This is a genomic window from Nonomuraea sp. NPDC049714, assembly GCF_044465295.1.
Lineage (GTDB): Bacteria > Actinomycetota > Actinomycetes > Streptosporangiales > Streptosporangiaceae > Nonomuraea.
This window is the reverse complement of the sequence record NZ_JBITLM010000001.1, coordinates 860,752-875,174: the sequence shown is the minus strand read 5'-3', so window position 1 is coordinate 875,174 and position 14,423 is coordinate 860,752. Positions and strand designations below refer to the sequence as shown.

Sequence of the window (14,423 nt, the reverse complement as noted above, 5' to 3'; positions counted from 1 at the left end):
GTGGTGAGAAAGATCGAGGCCCCGACCCGCATCCCGGTGCCGGGCGGCAAGATCATCAACGAGCACATCGGCCAGGTGAACACCGGTGACGAGGCGATCTCCATCGCCCACATGATCGCACCGCGGTCTTGAGCAGCTTCTTCATGATGCTCCTTCTGTCGGGCGGGTTCTGGTGCCCGCCGAGAAGGAGCATGGATCAAGGGTTGAGTCAGGGCGACAGATCCCTTGGACACAGTGCGGTTCGGCCAGCAGCCGTGCGGACTTTGGTCGTCGGCTACTTGGTCGTGGAAAACCTAGCGTCCCACTAGCGCGCTCCGAGTGGTCTGATTGGGACATACCTCCGCTATACCGCGTCTCCGTATGGTCTCACCTCGACGGGAAATCAACGGAGGGAACCATATGAAGATCATGCGTAACGCGGTCGTCGTCGGGGCCATGGGGGCCGTGGCCATGATGGGCGCGCCTGCGTCGGCCTCGGCGTCCGCGCCGGCGGCGTCGGTGACCACGTCGGCAGACTTGGCCCTCGTCGCGACCTGTTCGAAGGGATCCTACAAGCTGAAGGTGACCGTCACCTATGTCAACGGGTTGGGTGCGCACCGCTTCCGCAAGGTCTTCTGGACGGCCTCTGGCGGCCCCACCAACGTCAAGGTCAGCCTCGTCCAGGACCGGGGCGGCCTTCCGGACGTCGCGTTCAAGTCGGTCGTGATCACCGGCAATACCGGCCACAAGGACATCCCGGCGACGCGGCCTATGGCGCATCGGGTCTTCGTGAAGCTGGCCGGTAAGACGGGTGTCACGAGCTGCGTCGGGCAGAGCGGCGTCATCTGATCCGGACCGCTCGGCGCCCGCTGTCGCGAGAGACGGCGGGCGCCGAGCGGTCCGGGCGAGGGGTGGGGGAGTTCGAGGTCGGCCGCGATGGGGAAGTGGTCGGAGGCCTCGGTGCCGATCAAGCAGCCCCCGCCAGCCCAGACAGCGTCATCGGCCGCCGCCCTGCAAATGCCCCTCGCTCGTGGCCTGTCCGGCAAGGGTAGACCCCAACCCGCATCCAACGCCGCAGGCGAATAGCGTCAGAATAGAGTCCGCATCCGAGTTTCTTGACGCATGTCTGCTGGGCCCTTGGAGTTCAGCCTGACAATCCGAGCCGATCAACACGGCCGTCCCACGGTCATACAGCGCTGGAGATCCCGGCAGATAGCCCCGGAGCTCGGGGCCTTTGGCCGTGCGTGCTTCCCGCCGCCGGAATGATGGTCGGTCCTCGTCGCAGGTCAAGGTCGGTCGTCCTCGCTGCGCTGCGGGCGCTCCACCTTGACCTGCTCCTGCGGCCGACGGATTTGGCGGCTATCGGGAAGAGCGCGCCGGAGGTCAGCTGGGAGCCTGCTGGGCAGACTTGACGGCCTGGGTCTGGGTATAGCGGTAGGACACGGTTCCGGTCTCGATGATGTTGCCGCCGTAGGTGAGCCGATCGACGATCGCCGCGCACAACCGCGGGTCGGTGAATGTCTTGGTCCATCCCGAAAACGACTCATTTGAGGCGATCGCGATGGAAGCCCGCTCGTCCCGTTCGGTGATCACTTGGAAGAGCAGTTCGGCACCCCGCCGGATGCGGAGCACCCCGATCGTCTCAGCAGCCGGACATTCGTGGTACCAAAACTCACCGACACCATTTTCCGGCTCAGATGGGTGGAGCCTCACCTGACCGACATCTGGTACCCGCCCTCGCCTACATAGCCACGCGGCAGGCTCTTGGGCACCTTGACCGTGTCGATCCGGTCCATCGGGTTGTGCAGGAAACTGCACACGCTAGCGCCACCGACCGTTCCGCTCCTCCCCGAGAACCACTCCTACTGGCAGGCCGATGTTCCCCGAGGCCGGGGTCACGCCCCCTTCATGGCTAGGCCTCGCGCTTCACCGGGTCCCGTGCTCGGTCCTACCAATCAGCGTCATCATGCAAGCGGACGATGGGGATGAAGGCGGCTGCGGCAATCATGACCACCAGGCAGATGCTCACCCCGGCGAACGTCCAGCCGTTGAACCAGCGGAACGCGAGCGCGAGCAGGGCCGACACCTCACCCACGGCGAAGACCACGCCCATCCCCATACTGATGGTGAGTATCTGGTCGGTGTCCTTCTCGATCGTCTCGGTGTTGCGGACGAACGGAGCCGCTTTCGGACCTTCCGCATCGCGGTTGCGCGCTCGCTCCAATTCTCTGCCAAGCTGCCTGAGGATAAGGCCGAACTCCACTGCCAGGGCTATCAGGATCGTCGGTATGACCTGCGCCGCAGTCGTATAGAACGCTTCGGTTCCCATACCGAGATCATCGAGTCCCGCCGGGTGACTGTTTCCGGGATGGCTCCCCGCAGGACACGACGGTCGCTCGGGAAACTGCGTGCGCGTCTGCTCCGACTTCGCCGGGCCCGCCCCGAAGACCCCTCGCCGGGGCCTGCTTCCCCGCCTACTTCAGGGCCGCACCGCGGGCCCGGTGTTCCTGGCCGACCGGCGCGCCCCCGCCTCCGGCCGCCGCGCGCCCGCGGCCGCCGACATCTGCCCCATCACCGGCCGCGGCCGCCTGTCCTACCCCCGAGCCGAGTATCTGTTCAAGCAGGCCACCGCCGCGCTCGACCAGCACGGGGACGGCTGGACGCTGTACCAGCTGCGTCACAGCGCCCTGCGGCACCTGGCCGAGGCCGGCCGCACCGCACCCGAACTGCAAGCCAGGTCCCGCCACCAGAGCCTGGCCAGCCTCGGCCGCTACCTCCGCCTGGGCGAGGAAACCTCCGCCCGCATCACCGCCGAACACGACCCGGCAGCACGCCGACGCACCCGCTGACAACCTCCCGGCTCCACCCGCCAAGTCGATCCCTGGCCAGGGCTAACGACCTTCGAATGTGCTTCCTGACACCTTCGTTAACGACAGGCCGAGACCGTCCGCCTGTGGAACGTCGCCCTGCCGGAGGACCCCTTCACCGCGCTCCGCGACATCGCGGGCCGCTCCTTCACTCTCCAGGAATGGCGGCATTACGTCCCTCAAGAGGAGTACCAGCCCGTCTGCCGTGAGAAGTAGCGGTTCACCAGGGAGCGGCTTTCCGCCACAAAAGGTCTTTGCAAAACGCACTCAAGTTCTGTCTCGGCGGCTGAAGCGCGACGTTTCCGCATGTCGCCGATATGACGACAGAACGTGAGAGCCGGTGACCCGTCGAGAACAGGCCACCGGCTCTCTACTGCGCCCCTACTCGTTCCTTCTCAGCGCCACGCACTGGACGCCACCTTCAGCTGGCACCGTTGAGCTGGCCACGGATGGCGCCGTCGGGGAACTCCTCGTTGTGGACGTTGGCGTAGTGCCGGCTCGGCTGCTGGGCGATGGCCTGCAGTTCGCTGAAGGTCAACGTGGTGTCGGCGTTGCCGGCCGTCTGGCGCTTCACGGCACGGATGCACGCGCTCGCGAAGCCTTCGCTGGGCGCCCGCAGCGTCACCACGATGGGACCCGCCACTCCTTCCCTGCCCTTGTGGATGTGCGCCGCGGTCGCGGGGTCGATGTTGTGGGCGGTGATGACGTAGCAGAGCGACGATCCGCTCACGTTCCAGGCGAAGATCCCCACGCCGTCCTCGTCGCCGGGACCGGGAACCTCCTGATCCCCGGTCATCTCGACGAACCGGGTGGGCGGCGACGGGTGGTTCGCGGTCGCGCCGGCCGTACTGGGAAAGACGATCGCCGCTGCGGCGAGTGCCGGAATAAAGATGAGTGACTTGATCACGACAAGCCTCCTTCTTAACTGTAAGTAGTGATTTATTACTGTGCGTGGTCGTTCTTTCCAGGGTTAGCTGCGGCAAAACCGCGCCGTCATGACCGGAATCGTCAAGGGCGTGTGGTCGCGACCGAATTATGACTTCTTGTCTAATTCGGCCCAGTTCTCCTGCTGTGTCAGGCGACGCCGCGAGCAATGCCGAGCCCTGCCCCTGTGGCGAGCGAGGGTCAGCCCGCGGGGAGCAGTGGAACGGTCAGTGGCGCCAGCGTGTGCAGTTTTCTGCACGCCGTGTGGCGGCGGCCCGGCTGGCGGCCACCCTGGCGCTGCTCGGGACCTTCCAGCGATACCGGCACAGGCGTGTACGTCGACAGCGGGTGAGCGTGTCGTTCGGCAGCAACTCGCCTACCTGAAGCGGGCCGGCGCGGCCGCAGGAGGGACAGGTCCATTCCGGCGGCGTCTGATCCCCGTCGACCAGGCGCCCGTCGACGGTGGTGAACCGCACCAAGACTCGCAGTGGGGCCTCGCTTTCGCTGGCCGTGATGCCGCAGGTGGCGCAGCGCACATAGCGAGGATCGCCGGACAGGTGCCGGTTGAGGCGTCCTCCTCCCGAAGGCGCCCCCAGCCCCAAAGTAGGTCGATCGTTGCACGTCAAAGGCGTGTTCCGGACGGCGCGGAGGCTGGGGTTTCGGGGGCGGGAGGATGGTGCTGAGATGTGGCCGAATCCGGTCAGAGAACATGACCTCGGCGCCGACTTGCGGCTATGCCACTTCAGAAACCGGACAGAATCAAGGTTCTGAGTGGTCGGCGCTAGTTGGCGGCTGGGGACGCCTTCGGGAGGAGGACGCCGAGCCTGGAGCATCTGGACAGTCACGCACCGTCGACCTGTCCGGCTTCGACAGTGGATTTCCATGACGCTGGCTTTCGAGCGCCGGGTTCGCTGTTCGCGTGGAGCTCACCGGCGTGGATGTACGCGCCGCGCTGTGGGGCGTCAGGTTGCTGGTCCGCCGCGTGCGCCCCTCGGCCCGGGACACGGCTCAGCTCACCGACCTGGAGAAGAAGACCGGTTGGAAGTACGCGATCATCGTCACCTAACCTCGGACCACGCGGCCTGCGCGGCATCCCCGGCAGCCACCAGCTCGCCTTCATCGACGCCGTCCACCGCGACCACGCCGAAGTCGAAGACCGGGTGCGCACCAACAAGGCCATGGGACTGCGCAACCTGCCGTCCAAGACATGGAACGTCAACGTCGGATGGATCCTCGCGACCAATCTCGCCGCCGACCTCGACGCCTGGACCCGGCTGCTCGGCCTGCACGACGACCCGGAGCTGGCCCGCGCCGAGCCCTCAACCCTCCGCTACTGCCTGTGGCAGCTGCCCGCCCGGCTGGTCTCGCATGCCCGCCAGTGGACCCTGAAGATCAGCGGCACCTGGCCGTGGAAGACGCCTTCCTGATCTGCTGGCAGCGCCTGTGCGCCCTGCCAGCGCCCACCTGACCAGCTCGAATGTGTCCCGCCGAGAAGAGGAAGGAGGGACCGGCAGCCGCGCGGCCCCGTGGAAACCGCCGCCCACCGAGCGCCTCGGGCGGCCACCCACACCCCGCCACACGGGCCCGGGGCCGGATTCGTGATGGGCAGCCATCATGCGTGGCTGGTCTGCACCATCGCGCTGGCCCGGCTAGCCCTCCAACGTCGGCTTCCCTGGCGGGTCATGGACTTCCTCGACGACGCACACCGCCTGGGGCTGCTGCGTGCCGTCGGCCCGATCTACCAATTCCGCCACGCGGCCCTGCATGACCACCTCGCCGCTGCCAACGCCACGGAGGAAACTTCGCCATCGCCTATACCGGCGGACAACCTCTAAGCTTCCCGCCGGATCCGTCCTGCTCTCTTCACCTCTCGGCCCGCGCCCTGTTCCGGCGCGCACGGGGCAAAGCGCTGTCCAAACTGACCGACAAACGCTGCTGCTCGTCACCAACATAATCAAGGAATAGGAGAGGGGCCCGTTGTTGCAGCAACGGGCCGTGGTGCTACGCCCCGCCTGCCCCGATCTCTTGACCGACTGGGGATCGTACGCACGTATGCAGCTAACGACAGACTCCGTGAAAGAAGGCGGGCTGGCCGACCAGTCGCCTGTAGCCAATATTTTGCTACTTGCGGGTAACTATCGTCTGACGTGCTCAGTTATCGTAGATGGAAGATCAGCCGCCGACCGCCACAAGGGGAGTGATCTCCTATGATTAAGGCATTCCTGCTGCTCGGCATCATCGGTGAAATTGTGCTAATCAGCCCGCAAGCAATGGCCCAATCCGTCGACGCAAAGACCATCTCCTGCGCCTCGGCTTCCAAGACGTCTCCACCCCCCAGGAGGCGTGAGTGCAGGATCATAAATGTCGACCTCTTCACCAAATGCCGCCAATGCCGCCACCGTCGTAGCTGGCAGCGACACGGGACGTGTTGGAGAAGTGAGCTAACACCTAAACCGTGGCCGCGGTGAACACATGCCACAGAGCACCGGAAAGATCCACATCTGCGCCTGTAACTGCCCGGCGGGACATCCCCTGGCCGTCCCGCCATATCGGTCAGGGGAGCCGATCAACGCTCCCACCCGGCGCGCGGCCGCCCCCCGATCGCCACCTCCGACTGGCCAGGCCGCGGGCTGAACGATCACCGTCACCGACCGTCCGCCGCCACGACTACCACGAGAGGAGCATGAGATCGCTCCACGCGTTCTTGCCCTTGCGACGGTGCACGTCAGGATGTGGCTGCGATTGCTGCATACGCTGCTGGACGAGGTCAGCATGGTCGACTCCCGGGCCGGCCCTAGCTCGGCCGCCCTCCTGCACCAGGTCTGGGACGCTGCGGATCTGCCGTTCCGGGCGGGCCTGTCCTTCTGGCGGCCGTACGAGCGGCTGAGCCCGGCGCGTCAGGAAGCGATGCTGCAGGCGGCGGCCACCGCGGTGCAACTGGCTGCGGACGGGAGGATCATTCCCGGCGGCACGCTCGGCCCGGCGCTGCAACCGGCTCCATATCGGCGGTAAGGCAACGCGCGTGAGCTGGTCAACCCCCGGCCGGCGCCGCTGCCGTGTTGATGTCGTGTTCGCGGAGCATGCGCAGGACGGTGGCCGGGGACGGGTGCCGGCCCTTTTTCGCGCCGCTGGTGATGACGAGCCGGGCGGCGATGTCGCGGAGGCTGAGGTTCTGCTGGCGCAGGTGCAGGGCCATGGACAGCATGTTCTCGTCGGTGACGGCGGCGCCGCCGATGGTCTTGCCGCGGCTGCGGGCGGATTCGTGGCCTTCCAGGGTGCGGTCGCGGATGTACTCGCGTTCCATCCCGGACAGGGCGGCCAGCACGGTGAACACGACGCCGGACGGGTCGTGGGAGCCCTGCAGCTCTCCGGTGAGAAACTCCAGGGCGATGCCGGCGGCGCGCAGCTGCTCGGCCAGGGCGGCCAGGTCGAGGCCGCGCCCGAGCCGCTTGTGCTCGTGCACCACGAGGGTGGCCGCCACGCCCGCCGCGCGCAGTTCCCGGGCCAGGGTGACGGCCTTGTCGAGTTCAGGGCGGACCGTGGCCCGGGTGGAGATCTTCTCGGCGAAGACGCGGGTGACGCCGGCGGTCTTTAGCGCGTCGAGCTGGGTGTCGAGGGATTGGCGGAGGGTGGAGGCGCGGGCGTAGCCGATCCGCGCGTGCCCGGCGGGCTCGGCGTCGGCCACGGCGGGGCGGGGCAGCTCGATCCAGGCCGCGCCCGGCTTGCGGAGGGCCGGGGTGGGGACGTTGAGCGCTTTGGCGAGCGAGGGCACGAGCCGGAAGCGGGCGGTGTGGTATTGGACGGCCACCTTGCCCCGGCCGGTGTGGCAGGGCGAGCCGGCGGGGGCGGCGCAGGAGGTCATCGGGCAGTCGTGGGCCTCCACGCGGAGGAAGTCGTCGTCGTGCACCCCGAGATCGTTTCATAGGAGTGTTTCACACGGCCACTCGTTTGCATCGACTCATGAAACAGCGTTCCTCCTGGACGCGCCCGGCCGGAAGCACCGTTTCATAGGTGGTCGCCTATGAAACAGCAAGACGGGCACGCCGACGTCGTCTGGCGATTGTCTCTGGTAATCGAGCGTTTCCGAGAACCCGAGGTACACCGCTTCTGCGCTACCAACACACTGAAACTTCTTTTAAGTTGGCGCGTATTGATGGGCTCGCTTCTGAGCCCTCCGCTCCCCGAACATGTCCCCAGCCGCCAGGTAGCGGCCATCGCGAGCATCTGCCCTCGACGTGGCACTGCTGTGGGCTTTCATTATGCTGCCCTGGCGCCTTGATGCCCCGCTGTCCGGCCCGTCCCCGAAATATGAGGGGACAGGGCCAGGGGGATGGCCTCGTCATGATCGGCGGCGGTGATGGAGCCGGCGTTACCGGGGCGCAGCATGATGGCCCAGGGGTTCGCCGGAGGCGCCTTGGCCGTGGTCGGCGAAGACGGTCATGGGGTGGGAGGCGTGAGGCCGGCGGACCTGCTCAGGACGCTGAGGTGAAGTCTGCTTCGGTGCCGCGGTTCAGCCGGAAACGCGTCGGCTCGGTGGGCTGCTTGTTGCTGCTCCACGAACCGTCAGCATTCGTGACCTCCAGTTTGCCGGTAAGCCTGATCTCGTCACCGCCTGCCCACGTGCCGTCGAGACTGCTCAGGTGAGTACCAGGTGCGCCGGCGTCGGGGTAGGTGAACAGAGACAGAGTGAAGTGGTTTGCGTTGTGGTCGGCCACCTCGCCCGAGAACTCATAGTGGATGGGGCGTCCCGCCGCGCACACCGTGGCCTCACCCTCGACGTCGTTCGAGCATCTGCGACACTCCACCGCGCGCAGATTCATCGCCACCCGCCGCTGGGCGTCACGCCCGAACGGCATCTCGCCGTGCCAGTACCCGGGGAGCGTAGGCCGACCGGTCAGCGACCAGGCCCATGGACTGAACAGCGCGTTGCTGAGAGGCTGCACAGCGATGCCGGCGATGATCAGGAGACCGAACAACAGCAAGGCCCGTATCTTCGACTTCCTGCGCCTGGGTGGCGTCGGACCGTCACTTCTCTTGCCGGCTCCCCATCCGCTTAAGCCGGCACGGCTCTTGATCATGGCAAGATCGCATCCTTTCGGCCGCCGATCGACGACGGGGCTGACAGTCGGGCCGTATTCGCTTGGAGACTTCGGATCACCCAGGGCCGCTCCCTCGGGGGGCATGTGCCTGGCGAGCGCCCGTCAGGCGCTGTCGGGTTCGGGGCGGACCGGGAACAGTGATCGTTCCGTTAGGAAGCCAGCCACGTTGGGGTCATGTGTCGAGGAGTCGGTCGATGACACCTGCCAGCCATGTTTCGTACTGCTGCGGAGTCCAGCCGGACAGTTGGAATCGGAAGAAAGGCCTCCGATTTCCGTAGTGCTGCTGGACTGCCGCCAGATCACGACCGGGTACCCGGGCGGTCGGGCAGTTCCATCCGCCATCCAGCCCAGTGCTGTCGCCCGCATCGTGGATTCGGCTGAGAGCATGTCGGCCATGATGGCCTGGACGCTTGCCTGCACGGCCGGACCACTGCCCCATGACCAGCAAGCGTGAAGGACCACGACGTCAGCTGCAGCGCCCAAACATCTGCACGTAGGTCAGGGCCGGGGTGGTGGACCCGGCGGCCGGATCCGCGCTTCCCCAGGCCACCTTGGTGTACATCTCCTCGAAGGTCGGGTCGAGGATGGCGTCGCGGTGCAGCTTGCTGTTCATCCACCACGTGACGGCCGCCCGGGGTGTGATAGAGGCGCTTCCCCATCCCACGTAGGCGTTCTCCGCGATGGAGAACGAGGCGCAGCGGCGACCGTAGCCGAGGGCTTGGGCACGGCTGAGCGGGTGGATCCGGTCTGCGGATTGATGTGCGGGTCGCACTTGGTGGGGTTGTTCTTCATGGGGACGCACTTCTTGCCCGGCTCCACGTCTCCCCACCAGCGCAGCTTGACGGCTTCTGCGGCGTGCCTGGCTGAGGCGCTGGAGAGTGCGGGGGTTCCCTTCAGCCGGATAAACCTCTGCAGCGGCCGTAGGTTGGCCGCGGCTCGTTCGGCGTTGATGAGACACATAACTGCCGGTTCGACTTTGATGGCCTGAATCAGGAAGGCGCCGCGTCCCTGTTTGGTGTCGGGGAATGTGGATTGAGGCCGGTAGACGATATCGATGTTCTTGCACGTTCCAGCGCCTTTCAGCGGTGGAGCCGCGGCGGCTGCCGGCTGTACCAGCGAAACAGCGCCGGTCAGGCCCAACAGGAGGGCACCGGTCACGGCGACGGCAGCCTGTCGACGGCGTGACACAGCGCTGTTGGGCACGAGCCGGTGCTGGGTGCGGGAGAACGGTAAGAAGCTGCTCGGGGAGGACTCCTCGGCGTCGGTGACTGCGAACCGAGTGAGGATGGTGCAGTTCATCGCGATGCGTTTCATGATTTTCTCCTTGGTGTCGTATCCCGGTCGACCCTGCGCTCGCCGGGCCCACATGGTTTGACGGAGCGTGCAGAACGGTTGGGCCCGCAGGCCTTACGCGTTACTGATAGGGCTCCGGAGTTGGGCATCACCTGATCATCTCTTGCACCGGCATCGTGAAGGCAATGTGCAAGCGCGCGCTCTTCGCCAGGTGTCCCCTTCCAGAAGTCGGTCCGGTGCCGTCGAATGAGGCCTGCCATGGTCAGGGGGCCGACGGCCGGCTGAATCGTTCGGTTCGTGGTGCCACTCACGCGGTGTACGTGACGAGCGCCGTGGAGTCTCCCGGCGGGGAAGGCAGGGTCAGCGTGGGGAGAGGTAGATGGTTTTCCAGGCGGGGTTGCCGGCGGTGCATTGGATGGACGGCTCGCTGGCCCGGCGCTCGGCGCACACCTTCAGCTCGACCTGGTACACCCGATGGTTGGTGAAGGAGAACGTTCTCGGCTTGCTGTAGGCGCAGGTGCGTGCGTGGTGCCGCTTCCAGGTCACCTTGTTGCCGGCCGGGTTGACCGTGGCGATGTTGAACACCGCCCATCCGCAGGTGGACGAGGCGCGGGTGAGGTCGGAGATGGTGCCGGACACGGTCAGCGTGGCGGCGGACGGGATCACCTCGTGGTCCTCGCCGGTCGCGACGATCGTGCCGAGTGTCTTGGCCCGCTTGGCGCCGGGCGAGTAGTACGGTCCCCAGGCCGGCGGCCCGGCGGCGGCCTGGACTGCGCGCCCGGAACCGGCATCGAGCTCATCGGAGGCGGCGACTGGCCGGGCCGCGCCGGACGTGCCGGAGGCGGCGGAGGCGGCAGGGACCGCGGCCATCGTCAGCAGCGTCGCCGCGGTGATGGCGATCAGCGCACGTGAGCTGGTGTTCATCTGGTTCTCCTTGCTGCGGATTGTCAGGGGCGTGGGGGTTGATCGCGATGATGTCGAGAACGGCCGGGGTCGTCCTCACTGAGGTTCCTTACCGACCCGAGCCTGAGCCGGGTGTTTGACTCGAAGCTCGGCCAGACTTTTGTGCGAACACGGCGGTTTTCCCGGCTTGGCTGCCCATTGAGCAGCGAGACCATGTCGAGACCATGTCGAGGTCGTGTCGCGTTACTCGTCGTTCGTCGTGGTGTCGCTGCCGGGGCCGCCGTTGCAGGAGTCGGTGTCGTTCCCGCCGTTCAGTTCGTCGCCGCCGGTCCCCCGATTCAGCTCGGCAGGCTCACTTGACGGCGGCGAGGATCTGATCGAAAGCGGGGGTGAGCTTGGCGGCGGTGGCTTTGTCGGCGTTGACCAGGTGGACGCTCACCACTCGGTCGTCGCTGCCGATGACACCCTCCACGACGGAACCGTCTCGGTCGCACACCACAGCGCCCTCGGGTGAGGCGGAGCTGTGAACCTTGCCGCCGTATTCGGTGCAGGTGTCGCTGAAGTCCTTCCGGACGGCGGCGGCATCCGCCCCGGTGACGACGTCTGCCCTCAGGGCAAGAGGATCCGAGCCTTGCTGAGGGGCGTCCGCGGCGGTGTAGAGGCAGACCGTCGCTTTGATCGATTCGGCGGTCTCCAGGGGGTGGTCTTCCTTCTTCTGCCTCAGCTCCCACTTCAGTGCGGTTGCTTTGGTGAGCGCCTCCGCGGTGAGCGGGCAGTCGCCCGACGGCCCTTCCTGGCCCCCACCAGCTTCATTGGACGCGGTCTGTGATCCACACCCGGCCAGGCATAACCCGGCGATGGCGACCACCAGAACTCTGCTCATGGAAAGACGCACTGTTACGACACCATCCCTTTCCCGTTGCGGAAATGCCGTGCGCTCTTCGTATGAAGTGGCTCTAGCCGCAGTGAGCCAAGCGCTCTGATTTCCCTTGTTATTGCTGGCAGCGCCCGAAGGTGAAGAACATGCCTGATAAATCGGACAATCTCTACTTTGCTGGGGCCCTGGGGCCGGGGGTAGGCTGAAAGGCCCCAGGCGCACGCACAGACAACAAACGCGACCCCCGATGATCGTCGGTTGGTTTTAGCCAGACGATCAAGAACAGGGCCGCGTTCGTGTGCCATCATCTCCGGCCGCCGTGCTCGCCCACCATCTGGAGCAAGTCACCGGCTCCGAGTCGCTGACCGATGGGCGGCCTACCGCGAACGGGGCCGGTCTCAGCAGTGCTTCTTCAGAGACATGCGCTTGATGAGCGGGTACAGGTCGCGGTCGAACCGGGCTGAAGCGAACCACCGATAGGTCTGCTCGTCGTTGGCCAGGCCCTTGACGAACTTGCCCCGGTCGGCGGTCTGGTACTCGGAGTTGGTCAACTGGCCGAGGACCGCGTTGTTCTCGTCCTTGAGGTACGCCCACATCAGCCAGGCGTCGTTGTCGGCGCTGCTTCTGACCGTGCCGTCGAACTTCGCCGTGCCGTTCGGGTAGAGAGTCCAACGCGCGCCCTGGAACATCGTGCAGTCGCCAGCGTTCTGCGTCTTCCAGGTGAAGGACTTGTAGGCCAGTGAGTGGGCCGACGCGGCGCTCGGGAATGCCAGCCCGGCGGCCAAGGCTGCCATGGCCGAGATGACACCCACCATCTTGTGAAGCTTGCTCACGGGTATTCCTTCCATTTCGTCGTGCGGAGCTTGTCCCGGACCGACGCCCGGATAATCCCTTTTCGAGGACGGCTGGATACTTTTGATAGTGAACGTGCGCTCTTACAGGACACTTGCATGCTGGTATGTTTCGACGCAGGTCGTCCCGGCCCTCAGCCTCAATCACAAGCCTGACGAGTGGGGACAAATCTCTACTTTGCCGGGGCCCTGGACGACGTGGATGGTCCGGCGCATCCGCCCCCACTCCTTCAACGCTGCCGCCAGGGTGTTCTGCCGGGAGGCCGCCGACCATTTCCCCACGATCAAAGACGCGGTCGCCTCTCCGAACTTGAGCGATCCGGCCATCCGCAGCAGATCCGGGTAACACTCGCTGATCAGATCTTCGTTCCACAGGTCGGCCAGCAGCGGCCCGGCGTGTGGATAACGAGCGTTCGTCAGGCCGGGGGCTTCCACCCGCAGCATGGTGATCTTCCCCAGGTCACGGATGCGCGGGGTGAGGGCCTTGCCGACCAGGTCGAACAACCCGAAATTGACCAGGGTCGCGCCGTGGGTGTCGGTGGCGTGCTCGGTGATAGGCAGGTCGGTGGCGTTACCGAGCAGTTCGTCCAGCGTGTAATGGCCCTCGCGAGCGGTCGGCACGATCTGCTTGGTCCCGTAGGTCGACCACTGATCGGACACATGGGTGTAGGTGGACAGGACCCGCCCACCATGGATGACCATGTCACGGCCGGTCAGCGACTTGCCCCGGACGGGGAACCGCTGCCCGTCGGAGGAGGACATGGTGCCGCCGCCGAACTTGCCGGCCAGATCCAGCGAGTAGCGGTGGTTGACCAGGACCGTGTTGGCCTCGCGCAGCGTCTCCTCCCGCACGTACCACTGGGGTTCTTCTTTCTCATCGCCGGCTTCTTCACGCCGGCTCCCACGATCGCAAGGGCGGGCGGACCTTCCTCCGCGACCGGCTGGTGCGGCTCGGCGTCCCGCTGCTGGCCTATCTGCTCCTGTTACGCCCCCTGGTCACCCTCGGCGATCACGCCGGACAGGACCACTGGAGGTTCTACCTCGGCACGTGGGATCCGGGGCCGATGTGGTTCGTGGGGGTGCTGCTCGTCTTCGCCCTGCTCTACGCCCTCTACCGGCGCGGGGGACGCCCAGCCGAGGCGCGTCCGTCGGCGTTACGGGCGCGGTGGATCGTGCTGTTCGTGCTCGGCCTGTCGGTGGCGACGTTCCTGTGGCGGATCCCGGTCCCGGCCGGCAGCCACGTGCCGGTGCTGGGGCTGCCCACACCCTCCTTCCTGCCGCAGTACGCGAGCATGTTCGTGGCCGGGATCGTCGCCTTCCGGCGCGGCTGGTTCGAGACGCTGCCCGCCCGCGCCGGAAGGGTCGGTCTCGTCATCGGGCTCGTCGTGCTCTTCAGGGAGCGCTTCGGCGCCCAGGGGAGGCGTGGCAGGTGGCTGTCCGCGCACGCCTTCACCGTCTACATCGTCCATCCCCTCGTGCTGGTCGCCGTCGGTCACGCACTGAGCGGCCTGCAGGCGATCGCGATCGTCAAGTTCGCGGTCGCGGCCGCCGTCTCACTGCCGCTGTGCTGGGGGCTGGCCTACCTGGTGCGCTCCCTGCCGGGGGCCAGGCGGGTGCTGTGAGCCCCGCG

Annotated in this window: 18 protein-coding genes and 1 pseudogene; 8 read left to right on the top strand and 11 right to left on the bottom strand. The window is 66.3% G+C overall.

Going from position 1 to position 14,423, the window contains the following annotated elements; genetic code table 11:
• Positions 1–132: a hypothetical protein gene (locus ACIBQX_RS04195; protein ID WP_262496186.1), complete on the top strand. Its 132-nt coding sequence runs from the start codon at positions 1–3 to the stop codon at positions 130–132.
• Between the two features lie 267 nt (positions 133–399).
• Entirely contained in the window at positions 400–828 is a 429-nt protein-coding gene (locus tag ACIBQX_RS04190) for a hypothetical protein (RefSeq protein ID WP_327588250.1), read from the top strand.
• 534 nt (positions 829–1,362) lie between these two features.
• Here ACIBQX_RS04190 and ACIBQX_RS04185 read toward each other — a convergent pair.
• The gene (locus tag ACIBQX_RS04185; protein WP_397000414.1) at positions 1,363–1,692 is read right to left on the bottom strand and encodes an ATP-binding protein; all 330 of its coding nucleotides are present in this window, start codon (positions 1,690–1,692) and stop codon (positions 1,363–1,365) included.
• Between the two features lie 235 nt (positions 1,693–1,927).
• Positions 1,928–2,308: a hypothetical protein gene (locus ACIBQX_RS04180; RefSeq protein ID WP_397000412.1), complete on the bottom strand. Its 381-nt coding sequence runs from the start codon at positions 2,306–2,308 to the stop codon at positions 1,928–1,930.
• Positions 2,309–2,387: 79 nt separating this feature from the next.
• On the opposite strand from ACIBQX_RS04180, the gene ACIBQX_RS04175 reads away from it, so the two are divergent.
• Positions 2,388–2,828, top strand: a complete 441-nt coding sequence (locus ACIBQX_RS04175) for a hypothetical protein (RefSeq protein ID WP_397000410.1) — start codon at positions 2,388–2,390, stop codon at positions 2,826–2,828.
• Positions 2,829–3,267: 439 nt separating this feature from the next.
• Here ACIBQX_RS04175 and ACIBQX_RS04170 read toward each other — a convergent pair whose 3' ends face one another.
• On the bottom strand, positions 3,268–3,753 hold the full coding sequence (locus ACIBQX_RS04170) for a CHRD domain-containing protein (protein WP_397000408.1): 486 nt from the start codon (positions 3,751–3,753) through the stop codon (positions 3,268–3,270).
• 936 nt (positions 3,754–4,689) lie between these two features.
• On the opposite strand from ACIBQX_RS04170, the gene ACIBQX_RS04165 reads away from it, so the two are divergent.
• The 4 genes from ACIBQX_RS04165 to ACIBQX_RS04150 all read left to right on the top strand — a co-directional run bounded on the left by ACIBQX_RS04165 (position 4,690) and on the right by ACIBQX_RS04150 (position 6,782).
• Positions 4,690–4,836: a hypothetical protein gene (locus tag ACIBQX_RS04165; protein WP_397000406.1), complete on the top strand. Its 147-nt coding sequence runs from the start codon at positions 4,690–4,692 to the stop codon at positions 4,834–4,836.
• A 94-nt stretch (positions 4,837–4,930) separates the two neighbouring features.
• The gene (locus ACIBQX_RS04160; protein WP_397000404.1) at positions 4,931–5,197 is read left to right on the top strand and encodes a hypothetical protein; all 267 of its coding nucleotides are present in this window, start codon (positions 4,931–4,933) and stop codon (positions 5,195–5,197) included.
• 174 nt (positions 5,198–5,371) lie between these two features.
• Positions 5,372–5,605 (top strand): hypothetical protein, encoded by a 234-nt coding sequence (locus ACIBQX_RS04155; protein WP_397000402.1) that lies wholly within the window; start codon positions 5,372–5,374, stop codon positions 5,603–5,605.
• Positions 5,606–6,500: 895 nt separating this feature from the next.
• On the top strand, positions 6,501–6,782 hold the full coding sequence (locus ACIBQX_RS04150) for a hypothetical protein (RefSeq protein ID WP_397000400.1): 282 nt from the start codon (positions 6,501–6,503) through the stop codon (positions 6,780–6,782).
• Positions 6,783–6,801: 19 nt separating this feature from the next.
• Here the strand turns inward: ACIBQX_RS04150 and ACIBQX_RS04145 are convergent, their stop codons facing one another.
• The 8 genes from ACIBQX_RS04145 to ACIBQX_RS04110 all read right to left on the bottom strand — a co-directional run bounded on the left by ACIBQX_RS04145 (position 6,802) and on the right by ACIBQX_RS04110 (position 13,645).
• Complete coding sequence (locus tag ACIBQX_RS04145) at positions 6,802–7,677, bottom strand: recombinase family protein (protein WP_397000398.1); 876 nt, start codon at positions 7,675–7,677, stop codon at positions 6,802–6,804.
• Positions 7,678–8,242: 565 nt separating this feature from the next.
• Positions 8,243–8,848, bottom strand: coding sequence for a hypothetical protein (locus ACIBQX_RS04140; protein WP_397000396.1), 606 nt, complete (start codon positions 8,846–8,848; stop codon positions 8,243–8,245).
• Positions 8,849–9,335: 487 nt separating this feature from the next.
• Positions 9,336–9,482: a hypothetical protein gene (locus ACIBQX_RS04135; protein WP_397000394.1), complete on the bottom strand. Its 147-nt coding sequence runs from the start codon at positions 9,480–9,482 to the stop codon at positions 9,336–9,338.
• On the bottom strand, positions 9,479–10,183 hold the full coding sequence (locus ACIBQX_RS04130) for a hypothetical protein (RefSeq protein WP_397000392.1): 705 nt from the start codon (positions 10,181–10,183) through the stop codon (positions 9,479–9,481). The genes ACIBQX_RS04135 and ACIBQX_RS04130 overlap by 4 nt, the downstream gene beginning before the upstream one ends.
• A gap of 339 nt (positions 10,184–10,522) precedes the next feature.
• Complete coding sequence (locus ACIBQX_RS04125) at positions 10,523–11,086, bottom strand: hypothetical protein (protein WP_397000390.1); 564 nt, start codon at positions 11,084–11,086, stop codon at positions 10,523–10,525.
• Positions 11,087–11,417: 331 nt separating this feature from the next.
• Positions 11,418–11,933 carry a hypothetical protein gene (locus ACIBQX_RS04120; protein WP_397000388.1) on the bottom strand — a complete coding sequence of 172 codons (516 nt, stop codon included), beginning with the start codon at positions 11,931–11,933 and terminating at the stop codon, positions 11,418–11,420.
• Between the two features lie 407 nt (positions 11,934–12,340).
• Positions 12,341–12,775 (bottom strand): DUF6294 family protein, encoded by a 435-nt coding sequence (locus ACIBQX_RS04115; RefSeq protein WP_397000386.1) that lies wholly within the window; start codon positions 12,773–12,775, stop codon positions 12,341–12,343.
• A 162-nt stretch (positions 12,776–12,937) separates the two neighbouring features.
• Positions 12,938–13,645 (bottom strand): Tn3 family transposase, encoded by a 708-nt coding sequence (locus ACIBQX_RS04110; protein WP_397000384.1) that lies wholly within the window; start codon positions 13,643–13,645, stop codon positions 12,938–12,940.
• A gap of 56 nt (positions 13,646–13,701) precedes the next feature.
• On the opposite strand from ACIBQX_RS04110, the pseudogene ACIBQX_RS04105 reads away from it, so the two are divergent.
• A pseudogene (locus tag ACIBQX_RS04105) lies at positions 13,702–14,415 on the top strand (acyltransferase family protein); the annotation flags it as partial.
• Positions 14,416–14,423 lie beyond the last annotated feature (8 nt).